The sequence below is a fragment of the Actinotalea fermentans genome (genome assembly GCF_007991475.1).
In the GTDB taxonomy this organism is placed as follows: Bacteria; Actinomycetota; Actinomycetes; order Actinomycetales; family Cellulomonadaceae; genus Actinotalea; species Actinotalea fermentans.
In genome coordinates this window covers 971,663-988,640 of sequence record NZ_BJYK01000001.1, presented here as the reverse complement: position 1 = coordinate 988,640, position 16,978 = coordinate 971,663, and the positions used below count along the sequence as shown (strand labels likewise).

At 74.7% G+C, this 16,978-nt stretch carries 16 protein-coding genes; 13 read left to right on the top strand and 3 right to left on the bottom strand.

All coding sequences use genetic code 11. The annotated features are described in order from the left end of the window. Nucleotides 1-23 precede the first annotated feature (23 nt). Genes AFE02nite_RS04590 through AFE02nite_RS04540 form a run of 11 tightly spaced genes read left to right on the top strand, consistent with a single transcriptional unit; the run spans nucleotide 24 to nucleotide 11,889 of the window. Nucleotides 24-206: a hypothetical protein gene (locus AFE02nite_RS04590; RefSeq protein ID WP_146819134.1), complete on the top strand. Its 183-nt coding sequence runs from the start codon at nucleotides 24-26 to the stop codon at nucleotides 204-206. Beyond that, the gene (locus AFE02nite_RS04585; protein WP_034244628.1) at nucleotides 206-1,084 is read left to right on the top strand and encodes a TlyA family RNA methyltransferase; all 879 of its coding nucleotides are present in this window, start codon (nucleotides 206-208) and stop codon (nucleotides 1,082-1,084) included. Before AFE02nite_RS04590 ends, AFE02nite_RS04585 begins: the two co-directional genes overlap by 1 nt. After that, nucleotides 1,081-1,947, top strand: coding sequence for an NAD kinase (locus AFE02nite_RS04580; RefSeq protein ID WP_034244626.1), 867 nt, complete (start codon nucleotides 1,081-1,083; stop codon nucleotides 1,945-1,947). Before AFE02nite_RS04585 ends, AFE02nite_RS04580 begins: the two co-directional genes overlap by 4 nt. Further along, nucleotides 1,944-3,650: a DNA repair protein RecN gene (gene recN, locus AFE02nite_RS04575; protein WP_034244624.1), complete on the top strand. Its 1,707-nt coding sequence runs from the start codon at nucleotides 1,944-1,946 to the stop codon at nucleotides 3,648-3,650. Before AFE02nite_RS04580 ends, recN begins: the two co-directional genes overlap by 4 nt. A gap of 5 nt (nucleotides 3,651-3,655) precedes the next feature. Then, a complete protein-coding gene (gene steA, locus AFE02nite_RS04570; protein ID WP_034244622.1) occupies nucleotides 3,656-4,840 on the top strand; it encodes a putative cytokinetic ring protein SteA in 1,185 nt (394 codons plus the stop codon). A gap of 19 nt (nucleotides 4,841-4,859) precedes the next feature. Further along, on the top strand, nucleotides 4,860-5,981 hold the full coding sequence (locus AFE02nite_RS04565) for a copper transporter (RefSeq protein ID WP_034244619.1): 1,122 nt from the start codon (nucleotides 4,860-4,862) through the stop codon (nucleotides 5,979-5,981). Beyond that, nucleotides 5,978-6,856 (top strand): hypothetical protein, encoded by an 879-nt coding sequence (locus tag AFE02nite_RS04560; protein WP_034244615.1) that lies wholly within the window; start codon nucleotides 5,978-5,980, stop codon nucleotides 6,854-6,856. The genes AFE02nite_RS04565 and AFE02nite_RS04560 overlap by 4 nt, the downstream gene beginning before the upstream one ends. Continuing rightward, the gene (gene murJ / locus AFE02nite_RS04555; RefSeq protein WP_261765451.1) at nucleotides 6,853-8,559 is read left to right on the top strand and encodes a murein biosynthesis integral membrane protein MurJ; all 1,707 of its coding nucleotides are present in this window, start codon (nucleotides 6,853-6,855) and stop codon (nucleotides 8,557-8,559) included. The genes AFE02nite_RS04560 and murJ overlap by 4 nt, the downstream gene beginning before the upstream one ends. A gap of 11 nt (nucleotides 8,560-8,570) precedes the next feature. Further along, nucleotides 8,571-10,337: a CTP synthase gene (locus tag AFE02nite_RS04550; RefSeq protein WP_146819133.1), complete on the top strand. Its 1,767-nt coding sequence runs from the start codon at nucleotides 8,571-8,573 to the stop codon at nucleotides 10,335-10,337. Further along, nucleotides 10,337-10,951: an NUDIX domain-containing protein gene (locus AFE02nite_RS04545; protein ID WP_034244614.1), complete on the top strand. Its 615-nt coding sequence runs from the start codon at nucleotides 10,337-10,339 to the stop codon at nucleotides 10,949-10,951. Before AFE02nite_RS04550 ends, AFE02nite_RS04545 begins: the two co-directional genes overlap by 1 nt. A 5-nt stretch (nucleotides 10,952-10,956) precedes the next feature. Continuing rightward, entirely contained in the window at nucleotides 10,957-11,889 is a 933-nt protein-coding gene (locus tag AFE02nite_RS04540) for a hypothetical protein (protein WP_146819132.1), read from the top strand. A gap of 9 nt (nucleotides 11,890-11,898) precedes the next feature. Here the strand turns inward: AFE02nite_RS04540 and AFE02nite_RS04535 are convergent, their stop codons facing one another. The 3 genes from AFE02nite_RS04535 to AFE02nite_RS04525 are packed head-to-tail and all read right to left on the bottom strand — an operon-like array spanning nucleotide 11,899 to nucleotide 14,574. Continuing rightward, nucleotides 11,899-12,816 carry a COX15/CtaA family protein gene (locus AFE02nite_RS04535; RefSeq protein WP_052113539.1) on the bottom strand — a complete coding sequence of 306 codons (918 nt, stop codon included), beginning with the start codon at nucleotides 12,814-12,816 and terminating at the stop codon, nucleotides 11,899-11,901. Between the two features lie 40 nt (nucleotides 12,817-12,856). Beyond that, the gene (locus tag AFE02nite_RS04530; RefSeq protein WP_146819131.1) at nucleotides 12,857-13,651 is read right to left on the bottom strand and encodes an ABC transporter permease; all 795 of its coding nucleotides are present in this window, start codon (nucleotides 13,649-13,651) and stop codon (nucleotides 12,857-12,859) included. Beyond that, nucleotides 13,648-14,574 (bottom strand): ABC transporter ATP-binding protein, encoded by a 927-nt coding sequence (locus tag AFE02nite_RS04525; protein WP_034244806.1) that lies wholly within the window; start codon nucleotides 14,572-14,574, stop codon nucleotides 13,648-13,650. Before AFE02nite_RS04525 ends, AFE02nite_RS04530 begins: the two co-directional genes overlap by 4 nt. A 189-nt stretch (nucleotides 14,575-14,763) precedes the next feature. Between AFE02nite_RS04525 and AFE02nite_RS04520 the strand changes: the two genes are divergently transcribed. Together AFE02nite_RS04520 and sufB are read left to right on the top strand one after the other, a co-directional pair. After that, nucleotides 14,764-15,486, top strand: a complete 723-nt coding sequence (locus AFE02nite_RS04520) for a helix-turn-helix transcriptional regulator (protein WP_222594319.1) — start codon at nucleotides 14,764-14,766, stop codon at nucleotides 15,484-15,486. Then, complete coding sequence (gene sufB / locus AFE02nite_RS04515; RefSeq protein WP_034244808.1) at nucleotides 15,483-16,937, top strand: Fe-S cluster assembly protein SufB; 1,455 nt, start codon at nucleotides 15,483-15,485, stop codon at nucleotides 16,935-16,937. Before AFE02nite_RS04520 ends, sufB begins: the two co-directional genes overlap by 4 nt. The last annotated feature ends 41 nt before the right edge of the window (nucleotides 16,938-16,978 follow it).

The following is a 16,978-nucleotide window of genomic DNA, read 5'->3' as shown; positions in this document are numbered from 1 at the left end:
CCGGCGGACGGTACCGTAGCGACGTGCAGGACGAGGTCATGGAGGCAGGTCGGGCGGCCCGTGGCGCGCCGGAAACCGGCGACGCGGTAGTGGACGCGGCGCTGAGCGAGCTCGCGCGCCTGGACGGCCTCGAGCTCGCGCGTCACCCGGCGCTCGTGGACGCCGTCCAGACCGCTCTCGCCGAGCGCCTGGCGGAGACCGACTGATGCCTGCTGCCGTCCGGCTCGACGCCGAGCTGGTCCGCCGCGGCCTCGCGCGGTCCCGTCAGCGTGCCGCCGACCTCATCGCCGCGGGACGGGTGGACGTCGCGGGCGCCGTCGCGACCAAGGCCTCGCAGCCGGTGCCGCCCGACGCGACGGTCGAGGTGCGTGGGGACGACCGAACCGAGTACGTCTCGCGAGCCGCCCACAAGCTGGTCGGCGCGCTCGACGGGGTTCAGACGCTGGCGCCGGGGGCGATCACCGTCACGGGCCGGCGGTGCCTGGACGCGGGAGCCTCGACCGGCGGGTTCACCCAGGTGCTGCTCGAGCGAGGAGCGGGCGCGGTGGTGGCCGTCGACGTCGGGCACGGCCAGATCGCGCAGGTCGTGGCGTCGGACGCCCGCGTGACCTCGCTCGAGGGCGTCAACGTCCGGGCGCTGACGACTGCTGAGACCGACGGTCCCGTCGACCTCGTGGTCGCCGATCTCTCCTTCATCTCGCTCACGGTGGCGCTGCCCGCCCTGCTCGGTGTCGCCGCGCCGGACGCCGACCTGCTCCTCATGGTGAAGCCTCAGTTCGAGGTGGGACGCGAGCGTCTGGGCAGCTCGGGCGTCGTCACCTCCGCGGAGCTGCGCGAGGACGCCGTCGCGCAGGTGGCGCGGGCTGCGGTGCGGCTCGGCGCTGTCGTGCGGGCCGTGCTGCCGAGCCCGCTGCCCGGGCCCTCCGGGAACCACGAGTACTTCCTCTGGCTGCGCCCCGGTGCTGACGGGGCGGGCAGCGGCGAGGAGGCCGCCGAACCGGCGCTGCTCGACGCCCTGCGCGCCGCCGTCCGGGTGGCCGTGCGTGAGGGCCGCGCCGTGGTGGTGGGGGAGGAGCGATCGTGAACCGGTCAGTCCTCGTGATCGCGCACAACGGCCGGCCCGACGCGCAGCACGCGGCGGAGCAGGTCGCCGTCGCGCTGCGCAGCGTGGACCTCGTGCCGGTCACCGAGGAGGAGCTGCCTGACGTCGACGACCTGGGCATGGTGCTCGTGCTCGGGGGCGACGGCACGATCCTGCGCGCCGCCGAGCTGACGCGCGGGATGGGCGTGCCCCTCCTCGGCTTCAACCTCGGTCACGTCGGGTTCCTCGCGGAGGCCGAACGGGAGGACATCGACGAGGTGGTCCGCCGCATCGCCGAAGGCCGGTACGAGGTCGAGGAACGCGGCACGATCGAGGTCCGTGTCCAGCGCCCCGGCGCGGAGCTGGCCCGCGACTGGGCGCTCAACGACGCGACGATCGAGAAGGGCGACCCGGCCCGGATGATCGAGGTCGTCGTCGAGGTCGACGGCCGGCCGCTGTCCTCCTTCGGGTGCGATGGCGTGGTGATGGCGACGTCGACGGGCTCGACGGCGCACGCGTTCTCCGCCGGCGGCCCCGTGGTGTGGCCCGACGTCGAGGGGATGCTCCTGGTTCCCGTGTCCGCGCACGCGCTGTTCGCCCGTCCGCTGGTGGTCGGCCCCTCGTCGGTGCTCGCGGTCGAGGTGATGGCGCGCTCCGTCAGCTCGGGCGTGCTCTCGTGCGACGGCCGTCGGACCATGCCGCTGCCCGTGGGGACGCGCGTCGAGGTCCGGCACAGCGATGTCCCGGTCCGCCTGGCCCGGCTCGCCCGTGCGCCGTTCACCGATCGACTGGTCTCCCGGTTCGACCTGCCGGTGAGCGGCTGGCGCGGGCGCGCTCCGAACGGCCACGCGCGGCACGACGCATGATCGAGGAGATCCGGATCGAGAACCTGGGTGTCATCGCCGGCGCCCGGGTGGAGCTCGGTGCAGGCCTCACGGCGATCACGGGCGAGACGGGCGCCGGCAAGACCATGCTGCTGACCGGCCTCGGCCTGCTGCTGGGCGGACGGGCGGATGCCGCGGTCGTCAGGGCCGGGGCGACGAGCGCATCGGCCGAGGGCGTGTTCCTCGTCGAGCCGGGCTCGCCGGCCGCCGAGCGCGCCCTCGAGGCAGGTGCGGAGCTCGACGACGGTGCGCTGACGGCGCTCCGCACGGTCGCCGCAGCAGGGCGCTCGCGCGCCTTCCTCGGTGGTCGCACGGTGCCGCAGAGCGTGCTCGCCGAGCTCGCCGAGCACCTCGTGACCGTGCACGGCCAGGCGGACCAGGTCCGGCTGAGGTCGGCCGCCAGGCAGCGTTCCGCCCTGGACGCGTTCGCCGGCCCGACGCACGGGCGGCTGCTCGAGGACTACCGGGCGGCCTGGACGGAACGCCAGCGGCTCACGGTGGAGCTGGCCGAGCTCGTCGACAGCGCGCAGGAGCGCGTCCGCGAGGCCGAGCTGCTGCGCCTGGGCCTGGTGGAGGTCGAGCGCGTGGACCCCCAGCCGGGCGAGGACCTCGAGCTGGCGCAGGAGGCGGAGCGCCTCGGCCACGCCGAGGACCTGCGGCAGGCCGCTCAGGTGGCCCATGACGCGCTGATGGGCACCGACGACGCCCAGGCACCACCGGGCGCGGCGGCGCTGACCGACCTCGCACGGCGGACGCTCGAGGTCGTGGCACGCCACGACGAAGCCCTCGGTGCGCTGGCCGGCCGGCTCGCCGACGTCGGCTACGTGCTCGACGACCTCGCTGCCGACCTGGCCCGCTACGCCGACGAGGTGCAGGCGGACCCCGGACGTCTCGCCGCGGTCCAGGACCGGCGGGCCGCCCTCGGCACGCTCACCCGCGCCCACGGCGGCACGGTCGACGACGTGCTGGCGTGGGCCTCCACCGCGGGCCTGCGCCTCGTGGAGCTCGAGCAGGGCGACGACCGGACCGCCGAGCTGCGGGCCAGGCTGGAGGACCTGACCGGCGACCTCCAGGCACTCGCCGACCAGATCAGCTCGGGCCGCGCGGAGGCGGCCGAGCGGCTGGGCGCCGCCGTCACCCAGGAGCTGGCCGGCCTGGCGATGGCCAGTGCGACGTTCTCCGTCCGGCTCACGCCGACGCCCGAGCTCGGCCCGTGGGGGGCGGAGGACGTCGAGATGCTGCTCGCCGCGCACGCGGGCGCACCCGTCCTGCCACTCGGGCAGGGCGCCTCGGGCGGCGAGCTCTCGCGCGTCATGCTCGCGATCGAGGTGGCGCTCGCGACGGCGCCGTCGTCGGCGCGACCGCCGACCTTCGTCTTCGACGAGGTCGACGCGGGAGTCGGGGGCCGCGCCGCCGTCGAGGTCGGACGCCGGTTGGCCGAGCTCGCTCGTGGGGGAGCCCAGGTGCTCGTCGTCACGCACCTGGCCCAGGTGGCGGCGTTCGCCGACCGCCACGTCGTCGTCGCCAAGACCGAGGGTGACGTGGTCACCACGACCGACGTGCGCGTCGTCGCGGGACCGGAACGGGTGGCGGAGCTCGCCCGCATGCTGTCGGGCCAGGAGGACTCGGCGACCGCTCTCCAGCATGCCGCTGAGCTCCTCGAGCGGTCCGCCGTGGGACGATAGGGGCGATGAGACTCTCGCTGCGCCACAGGACCGCGCCCGCGGGGCCAGGGATCACCGGCACGGCTCGGGTCGACACCCGGACGAAGAGCCTGACGAAGCGCCTGCGGCCCGGCGACGTGGCGGTCATCGACCACCTGGACATCGACCGCGTCTCGGCCGAGGCCCTCGTCGCGTGCCGACCCGCCGCGGTGCTCAACGCTGCCCGCTCGACCTCGGGTCGCTATCCCAACCTCGGCCCGGACATCCTCGTCGAAGCCGGGATCCCGCTCATCGACGATCTCGGTCCGGACGTGCTCACTCTGGCCGAGGGCCAGCAGGTCCGCGTCCTCGACAACCAGGTGCTCGACGGCGAACGCCTGGTCGCCGAGGGCACGCGGCAGGACGCGACCTCGGTGGCGGCAGCGATGGCGGAGGCCCGGACGGGCCTGGCCGTCCAGCTCGAGGCCTTCGCGGCCAACACGATGGACTACCTGCGACGCGAGCGGGACCTGCTCCTCGACGGGGTCGGGGTCCCGGACATCCGCACGCAGATCGACGGACGCCACGTGCTCATCGTCGTGCGCGGCTACCACTACAAGGAGGACCTGGTCATCCTCCGCTCCTACATCAAGGAGTACCGGCCCGTGCTCGTGGGCGTCGACGGCGGCGCCGACGCCATCATCGAGGCCGGCTGGAAGCCCGACCTCATCGTCGGCGACATGGACTCGGTCTCGGACCGTGCGCTGCAGAGCGGCGCGGAGATCGTGGTGCACGCCTACCGTGACGGCCGTGCCCCGGGCGTCGAGCGCATGGAGCAGCTGGGCGTCGAGCACGTGGTCTTCCCCGCGACCGGGACCAGCGAGGACGTCGCGATGCTCCTCGCGGACGACAAGGGCGCCGAGCTGATCGTCGCCGTCGGCACCCACGCGACACTGGTGGAGTTCCTCGACAAGGGACGCGCAGGCATGGCGAGCACGTTCCTGACCCGCCTTCGCGTCGGAGGCAAGCTCGTCGACGCGAAGGGCGTGTCCCGCCTGTACCGGCAGCGGATCTCGAGCTGGCAGCTCGTGTGGCTGGCCTTCGCGGGCGTCGCCGCCCTGGTGGCGGCCCTGGCCTCGACGGTGGCCGGCCAGGCGACCCTGGGCCTGGTCGCCGCGTGGTGGGACTCCGTGTGGGCGCAGATCCTGGGCTTGTTCGGGGGGCCCGCATGACACGGCTCGGGAGGGCCTCGTGATCGACTTCCGCTATCACCTCGTCTCGCTGATCTCGGTGTTCCTGGCGCTCGCCGTCGGCATCGTGCTCGGGGCCGGGCCGCTCAAGGAGTCCATCGGCGACACGCTCACGGGCGAGGTCGACGCGCTGCGCCAGCGCGCCGCCGACCTGCGCACCGAGCTCGACGCCGCGGGCGCGGAGCTCGCCGACAGCCAAGCCGCGTTCGAGTCGGCCGCGGACGACCTGCTGGCCGGCGTCCTCGAGGAGCGACGGGTCGCCGTCGTCGCCTTCGGTGACCGCGACGGGGGCGCGACGGACGACGTCGCCGCTCGGCTCGAGGAGGCAGGCGCCGTCGTCTCGGCGCGCGTCCGCCTCACCGACGACTGGACGGACCCGACGCGCGCGACGTTCCGGCAGACCCTCGCCGGCACGCTCGTGGAGTACCTCGACCCCGCCCCGGACGCGGACGCCGGGCCCGGCACGGAGCTCGCCGAGGCGCTCGTGCAGGCGGTGAGCAACGCCGTCCCGGAGGACCCCGACCGGCGCAGCGAGAACGCGGCCGTGGTGCTGCAGCTGCTCACGGAGAGCGGGCTCGTCGAGGTCGACGGCGAGGTGACGCTCCCCGCGGACGCCGTCGTCGTCGTGGCGGGCGGCTTCGACGCCGAGCTCGCCGACACGGGGGACGAGACCGCTGCGCCCGAGGACACGGAGGCGCTGCAGGAGACCGTGGACCGGTGGGTCGCCGTCACGCGGGAGATCGCGTTCGCGTCGCTGCTGCGCACGGACGGTGTCGTCGTCGCGGGCCACGAGCCGGTCGAGGGCGGGCTCCTCGCCCAGATCCGCGACGGGCAGGCGACGGCCACCCGAGCCAGCACGGTCGCGGACGTGCAGGGGCTCGTGGGCCAGGTGAGCGTGCCGCTCGCGCTCGCCGAGCGGATCGGCGGGGCCGTCGGTCACTACGGCTCCGGTCCCGGCACGACCGCTCCGGTACCGCCGCGCGTCGAGCTCCTTCCCATCCAGCGCATCCCGCAGCTGCCGACGTCCGACGGTGGAGGTGACGGCACCACTGACGGCGCCACCGGCGGCGGCACCGACGGAGCGCCCGACGCGGGTGAGGCGACGCAGGAACCGACAGGATGAGCGGCCGCGTCGTTGCCGGCCTCACGGGCGGCGTGGTCGGCGCGCTCGCCCGCCGAGGGCTGGACGCCGCCGTACCTCCTGGTGACGCGCGGTGGACCCGCACGAACCACCGGGGCGAGCCGATCAGCCTGCTGGAGGGGCCGGCGGTCGCTGCGGGCCTCGCGGCCGCTGCCGTCGCCTGCGGCGGTCGCGTGGGCGCAGCCGGGGCGGTCGCGGTGGCCGGTGGGGCCGCCTTCGGCCTCGTCGACGACCTCTCCGAGGACGCCAGCCGGGCCCGCAAGGGCCTGCGCGGTCATCTCGGCGCCCTCGCCCGGGGCGAGCTGACGACGGGCGGGCTGAAGGTGCTGGGCATCGGCGCGACGTCGCTCGTGGCGGCGGCCGTCGCGCTCGACGCGACCCCCCAGGGCACCAGCACCGGTGGCCGACGTGGCGCGGCGATGCTCGGGCACCTGGCGGACGTCGCCGTCGCCGGCGCGCTCATCGCCGGCACCGCGAACCTGGTCAACCTCCTGGACCTGCGTCCCGGGCGAGCGGTGAAGGCGGCCGTGATCGCGGCGGTGCCTCTGGTCGTCCATCCCACGGCAGGTCCGCTCGCCGCCGGCGCGATGGCCGCAGGGGCGTCGGCGCTGCCGCGGGACCTCGGCGAGCAGGACATGCTCGGCGACTCGGGCGCGAACGCGCTCGGGGCCCTCGTGGGCACGGCCGCGGTCGTCGCGGCGCCGCGACCGCTCCGGGCAGCCCTGCTCGCCGGCGTCGTCGCGCTCACGGTGGCGAGCGAGCGGGTGAGCTTCACGGAGGTCATCGCCCGCACCCCGGCGCTGCGCGCGGTGGACGAGTGGGGACGGCGGCGCCGGCCGCCGGACCAGGGCCGGTGAACCTGCGCCGCACCGTCGGCGGCCTGGCCGGCGCCGCCGCGATGATCGCCCTGGTCAACGTGGCGAGCCGGGTCGTCGGCTTCGCGCGCTGGCTCGCGCAGGCGTCGGAGGTGGGGCCGACGAGCCTCGGCGACGCCTACAACTCCGCCAACGCTCTGCCGAACGTCCTCTTCGAGGTGATCGCGGGAGGGGCGCTCGCCAGCGTCGTCGTGCCGTTGCTCGCGGTCCCGTTGGCCCGCTCCCTGCGCCGCGACGTCGACACCGTCGCCTCGGCGCTCCTCGGCTGGGCGCTCGCCGCCCTGGTCCCGCTCGGCGGCCTCGTGGCCCTGACGGCGCGACCGCTCGTCTGGGCGTTCATGCGCGGTGCCAGCGAGGCCGAGGTGGCCGTCGCCGCGCAGCTCCTGCAGATGTTCGCCCTGCAGATCCCGCTGTACGGGGTCGGCCTCGTGCTCACGGGCGTGCTCCAGGCGCACCGCCGGTTCTTCTGGCCGGCCCTGGCGCCCCTGCTCAACAGCCTCGTCGTGATCGGGGCGCTGCTGGTCTTCGGCTCGCGCGTCACCGACCCGGCCGTCGAGCCCACGCAGGTCGCTGGGGACGCGCTCGCCGTCCTCGGCTGGGGGACGACCGCGGGCGTGGCCGTCATGAGCCTGCCGCTCCTCGTGCCCGTGCACCGCCTGGGGGTGCGGTTGCGGCCGACCTTGCGCTTCCCTGCCGGCGTCGCGTCCCGTGCCCGCAGCCTCGCGCTCGCGGGGATCGGGGCGCTGGTCGCCCAGCAGCTCAGCGTCGTGGTCACGTTGGCCCTGGCGAACCGCTACGGGACCGACGGCACGTGGCCGGTCGTCCTGTACACGCAGGCCGTGTACGTGCTCCCGTACGCCGTTCTGGCCTTCCCCCTGGCGACGGCGGCGCTACCGCGGCTGGCCGAGCACGCCGCCAACGGCGACGCCCCCGCCTTCGCGGGCCTGAGCGCGCGGACGACGCGCGCCGTCCTGGCCGCCTCCGTCCTGGGCGCGGCCGTGCTCGCCGCCGTCGCGCCCGCGGTCGAGGCCGTGTTCGACGCCGTCGTGCCCGGCGGCGCAGACGTGAGCGGCATGGCGGCCGGTCTCACCTGGATGGCGCCGGGCCTGCTCGGGTTCGGGCTCATCCTGCACGTGTCCCGGGCGTTGTACGTCCTGCACCGCGGGCGGGCCGCCGTCACCGCGACGGCGCTCGGCTGGGTCGTCGTGGCGGGCGTCGCGGTGCTGGCGGTGGCGGCGCTCACGGGGGGTGACCGCGACCGGATCGGCACGCTGGCAGGCCTCGGCGTCGCGACGACCGTCGGCATGACCGTGGCCGGCGTGGGCCTTCTCGTCGGCCTCGTGCGCGCCGCCGGGGTTGCCGCGGTGGCCGGCGTCGCACGGACGGGCGCCGTCGCCGTGTCCGGCGGTCTCGTCGGCGCCGTCGTCGGTCGCTGGGTCGTGGAGGCGCTGACGGGCGACCGGTGGACGACGGCCGTCGGTGCGGCCCTCGTCGGGGCGCTGGTGGTCGCGGCGAGCATGGCGGCCGGCAGCGCGGTGGGAGACCGCGGTCTGTGGGCGGCGCTCCGCGGCGGGTCGGACACGGGCCCGGAGCCCGAGCCGCAGACGGGGCCAGGTGGAGGTTCCGACGCGGAGTCCGACACCCGCCCCGAGAGTCGGCCCGGGGACGTCCGGCCCGTCGGGTAGAGTGGAAGCCCGTGGCAGATCGCGCGAATCGACTCTCCGGGCGGTCGGACTCTCCGACCCGGCACATCTTCGTCACGGGGGGCGTCGCCTCCTCACTCGGCAAGGGCCTGACAGCCTCGAGCCTCGGGCGGCTTCTCCGCTCCCGCGGGCTCCGGGTCACGATGCAGAAGCTCGACCCGTACATCAACGTCGACCCAGGGACGATGAACCCGTTCCAGCACGGCGAGGTGTTCGTCACCGACGACGGCGCCGAGACAGACCTCGACATCGGCCACTACGAGCGGTTCCTCGACGTGCCGCTGTCGGCCCAGGCGAACGTGACGACCGGGCAGATCTACTCCACGGTGATCGCCAAGGAGCGGCGCGGGGAGTTCCTCGGCGACACGGTGCAGGTCATCCCGCACATCACCGACGAGATCAAGTCGCGGATGCGCGCCCAGGCGGGCCCCGACGTCGACGTCATCATCACCGAGATCGGTGGCACGGTCGGCGACATCGAGTCGCTGCCGTTCATCGAGGCGGCGCGTCAGGTGCGCCAGGACGTCGGTCGCGACTACGTGTTCTTCCTGCACGTGTCCCTCGTCCCGTACCTCGCCCCGAGCGGCGAGCTGAAGACCAAGCCGACGCAGCACTCCGTCGCCGCCCTGCGCTCGATCGGTATCCAGCCCGACGCGCTCGTGCTGCGCGCGGACCGCGAGCTGCCGGAGTCGACCAAGCGCAAGATCGCCCTGTTCTGCGACGTCGACGTCGAGGCCGTCGTCACGGCCGCGGACGCGCCGAGCATCTACGACATCCCGCGCGTCCTGCACCGCGAGGGCCTGGACGCGTACGTCGTGCAGCGCCTGCGCCTGCCGTTCCGCGACGTGGACTGGAGCTCCTGGAACCGCGTCACGCACCTGGTCCACAACGCGCCGCACACCGTCGAGGTCGCACTCGTCGGCAAGTACGTGGACCTGCCCGACGCGTACCTCTCGGTGAGCGAGGCGCTGCGGGCCGGCGGCTTCGCGAACGACGCGCGGGTCCGCATCCGGTGGGTCGCGTCCGACGAGTGCGCGACGCCCGAGGGCGCGGAGCGCTCGCTCGCCGGCGTCGACGCGATCCTCGTGCCGGGCGGCTTCGGCGTGCGCGGCATCGAGGGCAAGGTCGGCGCCCTGACGTGGGCGCGCACGCGGGGCGTGCCGACCCTCGGCATCTGCCTCGGCCTGCAGGTCATGGTCATGGAGTACGCGCGGTCGATGCTCGGGCTCGCCGGCGCGTCCTCGTCGGAGTTCGACCCCGGCACCGAGCACCCGGTCGTCGCGACGATGGCGGAGCAGCTGACGATCGTCGAGGGCGACGGGGACATGGGTGGCACCATGCGGCTCGGTTCCTACGACGCCGTTCTCTCGCCCGGCACGGTCACCGCCCGGGCCTACGGCACCGAGCGCGTGCGCGAGCGTCACCGCCACCGCTACGAGGTGAACAACGCCTACCGCGCGCAGCTCGAGGGGGCCGGGCTCGTCATCTCCGGCACCTCGCCCGACGGCTCGCTCGTGGAGTTCGTCGAGCTGCCCGCCGACGTGCACCCGTACTACGTCGGCACGCAGGCGCACCCGGAGTTCCAGTCGCGCCCGACCCGGCCGCACCCGCTGTTCGCCGGGCTGATCCGCGCCGCGCTGGCTCGCCGCGCCGAGGCGGCCCGCGTGGTCGACGCCGAGCAGGACGCGGCGACGAACCACGTCGGGGACGCACCTGAGGCGGCTGCCGAGGCCGTGTCGACGGCGGGGGACCAGGCCTGATGTCCGACGCCGTCGCGCCGGCGGACGTCCCCGGCGAGCGGCCCGTCCTCACGTCCGACGTCGTGCACCGCGGTCTGGTGTGGGACGTGGTCCGCGAGACGGTCGAGCTCGGGCCCTACCGCACCGTGGTGCGCGAGTACGTCCGGCACCCCGGCGCGGTGGCCGTCATCGCGCTCGACGACGACGACCGCGTGCTCCTGCTGCGCCAGTACCGGCACCCCGCGGGCGCCGAGCTGTGGGAGCCGCCGGCGGGCCTGCTCGACGTGCCCGGCGAGGACCCGGTCGCGGCGGCGCGCCGTGAGCTGGCCGAGGAGGCAGACCTGACCGCGAGCCAGTGGTGGCTCCTCGCGGAGTACCTGACGTCCCCGGGCGGCAGCGACGAGTCGCTGCGGGTGTACCTGGCCCGCGGCCTCGCGGAGGTGCCCGCCGCCGAGCGGCACCACCGCGAGGACGAGGAGGCGGACATGGAGCCCGTCTGGGTGCCGCTCGACGACGCCGTGACTGCCGTCCTCGCCGGACGCCTGCGGAACCCGTCGACGGCCGTCGGCGTCCTGGCGGCGGCGTCGTGCCGGGCCCGCGGTTGGACCGACCTGCGGCCGGTCGACCGGAGCTGATCGCCGTGGTGGGGTGGCGCCGGCGTCGGGGGACGGCGTCCTCGGGGGACGGTCTGCCCGATCCGCACCTCACACCGCTCACCGTGGGGCAGGCGGCGCGCCTGCGCGCGCTCGCCCGCTCCGCGTTCGCCGAGCTGGGACTGGAGACGGTGCCCGAGAACGCGGCCCTCCGGCTCGCCGACGGCCGGACGCTCGGTCTGACGAACCTGGCCCGCACCGTCGCCGGTGAGCCGGCGGCCCGCTGGGCGGAGCTCGTCTCACGCCACGCCCGCATCATGCTCGCGTCGTTCGACGTGCCGCCGCCCCAGACGCTCGACGCCGTGCGCGACACGCTCTTCCTGCGGGTGCTCCCCGCCGCGGACCTGCCGTCGACGGGCGGCGTCCGCCCGCTCGGCGGGGACCTCGTCCAGGCGGCGGCCGTGGACCATCCCGAGCACGTCGCGACCTTCGTGCGGTCCGAGGAGATCGACCAGCTCGGGGGCTGGGACGCCGTCGCGGCGGTCGGCCGGGCGAACCTGGCTGCCCTGCGGGCGGAGCAGACCCGTCGCTGGGTGGACAAGGCGACCGGTGCCGAGGTGCTCGTGAGCATGGGTGGTTTCTTCCATGCGAGCAGGCTCCTGGTGCTCGGGGTGGCGCTGGCCCAGGACTTCGGCATCGAGCAGCCGGCGCACGGCGTGCTCGTCGCCGTCCCGAACCGTCACCTGCTCGCGGCGCACGTGCTCGTGGGCGTCGACGAGGCGATCGTGGCCGTGCGGCACCTGGCGGCGCTGGCGGAGGGTGAGCAGCCGGCGGCTCCGGGACCCCTGAGTCCGAACGTCTACTTCTGGCGCGACGGTCTGCTCTCGCAGGTCACCACGCGGGGTGGCGAAGGGCAGCTCTCGGTGGACGCGACGGGGCCCTTCGGGACGGCGATGAGGGAGATCGGGCTGCCGGGCTAGTGGCCGTCGTCAGCGGGGCAGCCGGCAGTACGCCCAGGTGAGCGCCGAGGTGAGCAGACCCGTTCCGAGCAGGTGGACGCCGACGAGCACCTCGGGCAGGCCGGTGAAGTACTGCACGTACCCGACGAGGCCCTGCGCGAGCGTGGCGGCGAGGAGCACCCACCAGGCGCGCAGGGTGCGGGCCGGCACCGACGCGCGGCGGAGCAGCCAGAGGCAGACGAGGACGAGCGCGACGAACGCCCACACGGCGGCGGCGTGCACCTTCGCGGCGAGCACCGGGTCGACCGCGTAGCGGTAGGCGACCTCGTCGTCGCCGCCGTGCGGGCCGGCCCCCGTCGTGACCGTGCCGAGCACCATGAGCACGCCACCCACCGCGAGCAGCGCACGCGCCGCGAGCAGCGTGGGGCGCGCGACCAGCGGCCGCCCCAGGGGCTCGCCGTCGAGGGCGAGCAGGGCTGCGGAGGCGGCGACCAGGACCAGCGAGACCACCATGTGCAGCCCCACCACCGCCGGGTGCAGGTCTGCGAGGACGGTGATGCCGCCGATGACCGCCTGAGCCGCGACCCCGCCGAGCGGCACCAGCGCGAGCCGGCGGAACCACAGGGGGCGGGTGGTATCGCGCCACACCGCCACCGCGAGGGCGAGCGCGATGATCCCGAGCACCCCGGTGAGCGTCCGGTTGCCGAACTCGATCATCGTGTGCGACGAGGTCTCCTCGTGCAGCACCGGCGTGAACTGCCCTGGCTCGCACTGCGGCCACGTGGAGCAGCCGAGGCCGGAGCCGGTCAGCCGGACGGCCCCGCCGGTGACGATGATGCCGATCTGCGCGGCGAGGTTGGCCCAGGCCAGGCGCCGGACCCACGAGGGGGCGGCGGGCGCGGGCTCCGTCGGCGGCGCGGCGGGGGCGGCGGGCGTCGTCGTGCTCACGCGACAACCGTAGCCGTCGCGGGACGCGGCGCCGACGGCGTCACTCGCTCCACCGGAAGAGGCGCGCGGCGAGCGCGGACCCGGCGACCGCCCAGGCGAGCAGGGCGAGGGCCGGCCCGACGGCGAGCCCCCCACCGGCGAGGGCGGTACGCAGGCCCTCGCCGAGGGCACCCGAGGGCAGCCACGCGACGACGGCGGCCACGCCGTCGGGCAGGGTGTGCAGGGGGAGCAGCAGGCCACCGCCGGCCGCGAGCAGCACCCAGACGAGGTTGGCGACGGCGAGCACCGCCTCCGTGCGCAGGGTCCCCGCCACGACGAGCGCCAGCGCCACGAAGGCGGCCGTGCCGAGCACCAGCACGAGCGCGGCGGCGGCGAACCCCGTCGGACGCCAGCCGAGCACGGCCGCGACGCCGCCGAGGAGCACGAGCTGCAGCGACTGGACGACCAGGACGGCGAGGACCTTGCCGGCGAGGAGCCCGTCCGGGCCCAGGGGGGTGGTCCCCAGCAGCCGCAGCACACCCCATCGGCGGTCGAAGGCGGTCGCGATGGCCTGCGACGTGAAGGCGGTGGACAGCACCGCGAGGCCGAGCGCGCCGGGTGCGGCGACGCCGATGCGGTCGTCGGTCCCGACGTCGACCAGGTCGGTGCGTGCGACGCCGATGAGGAGGAGCACAGGGAGCACGACGGTGAGCAGCAGCTGCTCGCCGTTGCGCAGGACCGCCCGGACCTCGAAGCCGGCGTGCGCGAGGACGCGCCGGGGCCACGGCGCGGCGCCGGCGACGGCGAGGACGCCGACGCCGTCGTCAGCGCCCGCCGCGGCGTGCTGAGCGCTCACCGCAGGCTCCGTCCGGTCAGGTCGAGGAACGCGTCCTCGAGCGTGCGCCGCGCGGGCGCGACCGAGACGAGGTGCCCGGCCGACGCCGCCCAGCCCGTGACGGCGTGCAGCACGGCGGCGTCCGGTTCGGCGGCGACCTCGAGGACACCGTCGGCACGGGGGGACACGCGGGGGCCCGCGAGCGCGGCAGCCAGGTCGGCGGCGAGGGCGTCGAGCGAGCCGGGGGCGGCGTCGGCCACAGTGACCTGCACCGACCGCGCCGGGCCGACCAGGTCGGTGACCGTGCCCGACGCCACGACGCGACCCGCGTCGACGACGACCACCTCGTCGGCCAGCGCCTCGGCATCGGCCATCTGGTGGGTCGTCAGCACGACGGCGGCGCCTGCGTCGCGCAGCTCCCGGACCAGGTCCCACACGGCGAGGCGCGCCTGCGGGTCCAGCCCGGCGCTGGGCTCGTCGAGGAACGCGAGCTCGGGTCGCCCCACCACCGCGACGGCGAGGGCCAGGCGCTGGCGCTGCCCCCCGGAGAGCCGGCGCACGGGTGTGCGGGCGAAGGAGGCGAGCCCGAGCGCGGCGTCGAGGTCAGTGAGCGGCACGGGGTGCGCGTACATCGCCGCGACGTGGGCGAGGACGCGTCCCGCGGGGACCGCCGCGGGAAGACCTCCGTCCTGCAGCATCACGCCGACGCGCGGGGCCAGGGCGCGGCGGTCGCGTCGCGGGTCGAGCCCGAGCACGCGCACGCGGCCCGCGTCGGGCGTGCGCAGGCCGGTGCAGCACTCGACGGTCGTCGTCTTCCCGGCGCCGTTGGGCCCGAGCAGGGCGGTGACGGCGCCGGAGCGGGCGACGAGGTCGACGCCGTCGACGGCGGTACGACGGTCGTAGCGCTTGACCAGGCCTTGGACCTCGACGGCGGGAGTGGGCATCGCTCGCAGTCTAGGGACCGTGGGGACGTGACGCGGACGTGAGGCGGAAGTGAGGATGGCCTTCGTTGCGGGGAACGAATTCAGCAACGACAATGTTGCCAAATAAAGACGGGGTCGGCGCTCGCGTGCGTCCACCCGCACCCGGGTGCCCGTCGACGACCGTCAGCCGCCGACACCGAAGGAGGAGCCGTGACCCAACCCGTCGCCACCTCCGACGTGACCTCGGAGGAGGACTGCTCCACGCGGCAGCGCATCCTGCGGCTGATCGTCGAGGAGGGTCCCGTCTCGGCGGTGCAGCTGGCGACCGACCTGGAGCTCACGCCGGCCGGCGTGCGCCGTCACGTCGGGGTCATGCTGGCGGCGGGGGAGATCGCCGAGCACCACTCGCCCGTCCCGGGACGCGCCCAGCGGGGCCGCCCCGCGCGGCGGTACGTGGCCACGGCCCGCGGCCAGGCCTCGCTCACCAGCGCCTACTCCGACCTCGCGGCGGAGGCGCTCGCGTTCGTCGGACGGCTGGGCGGCGAGGAGGCCGTGCGCGAGTTCGCCCGGCAGCGCGTCCTCGAGATGCACAGCCACCACGGCGACGCCATCGCCCGCGCGTCGGACGTGTCCGAGCGCCTGGGCGTCCTCGCGGAGCGCCTGTCGGACGACGGGTTCGCCGCGTCCGTCCGCCCGCTGCCGGGCGGCCGCGCCGTCCAGCTCTGCCAGGGCCACTGCCCGGTCCAGGCCGTCGCCGCCCGGTTCCCGCAGCTGTGCGAGGCCGAGGCACAGCTCTTCTCCGACCTGCTGGGCGTGCACGTCCAGCGACTGTCCACCCTGGCCTCCGGGGGGCACGTGTGCACGACGCACGTCCCGCTGGCGACCGTCCCCGTACCGACCGAACCTGCCGCCACCACGGAGGGAACCCGATGACCGCACCCACCGAGACCAACGACGCCGTCGGCGCCGCCGCCCCGAGCAGCGACGCCGAGATCATCGCGTCGATCGGCACGTACGGCTACGGCTGGCACGACTCCGACGCCGCCGGCATGTCCGCCCAGCGCGGTCTGTCGGAGGAGGTCGTCCGCAACATCTCCGCGCTCAAGAACGAGCCGGAGTGGATGCTCAAGCTGCGCCTGAAGTCCCTGCGCTTCTTCGAGAAGAAGCCGATGCCGGACTGGGGTGCGGACCTGTCGGGCATCGACTTCGACAACATCAAGTACTTCGTGCGCTCGACGGAGAAGCAGGCCAGCCGCTGGGAGGACCTGCCCGAGGACATCCGCCGCACGTACGACCGCCTGGGCATCCCCGAGGCCGAGAAGCAGCGGCTCGTCGCCGGCGTCGCCGCGCAGTACGAGTCCGAGGTCGTCTACCACCAGATCCGCGAGGACCTGGAGGAGCAGGGCGTCATCTTCGTCGACACCGACACGGGCCTGCGCGAGCACCCGGAGATCTTCGAGCAGTACTTCGGCTCGGTGATCCCCCCGGGCGACAACAAGTTCGCCGCGCTCAACACCGCCGTGTGGTCCGGTGGCTCGTTCGTCTACGTGCCGCCGGGCGTGCACGTCGAGATCCCGCTGCAGGCCTACTTCCGGATCAACACCGAGAACATGGGCCAGTTCGAGCGGACGCTGATCATCGCCGACGAGGGCTCGTACGTGCACTACGTCGAGGGCTGCACCGCGCCGATCTACTCCTCCGACTCGCTGCACTCCGCGGTGGTCGAGATCATCGTCAAGAAGAACGCCCGCGTGCGGTACACGACGATCCAGAACTGGTCGAACAACGTGTACAACCTCGTCACCAAGCGGGCGACGGCGGCCGAGGGCGCGACCATGGAGTGGGTCGACGGCAACATCGGCTCCAAGGTGACCATGAAGTACCCGGCCATCTACCTCATGGGTGAGCACGCGACGGGCGAGACGCTCTCGATCGCGTTCGCGGGCGAGGGGCAGCACCAGGACGCCGGCGCCAAGATGGTGCACGCCGCGCCGCACACGTCCAGCTCGATCATCTCCAAGTCGGTCGCGCGCGGCGGTGGCCGCACCTCGTACCGGGGCCTCGTGCAGGTCCTCGAGGGCGCCGAGTACTCCGCGTCGAACGTGCTGTGCGACGCGCTGCTCGTTGACCAGATCTCGCGCTCGGACACCTACCCGTACGTCGACGTCCGCGAGGACGAGGTCTCGATGGGCCACGAGGCGACGGTCTCCCGCGTGAGCGAGGACCAGCTCTTCTACCTCATGTCGCGCGGCATGCCCGAGACCGAGGCGATGGCGATGATCGTGCGCGGCTTCGTCGAGCCGATCGCGCGCGAGCTGCCGATGGAGTACGCGCTCGAGCTCAACCGCCTCATCGAGCTCCAGATGGAGGGGTCGGTCGGCTGATGACGACCGGTGCGCCCACGACCGACACCCTGAAGACCCCC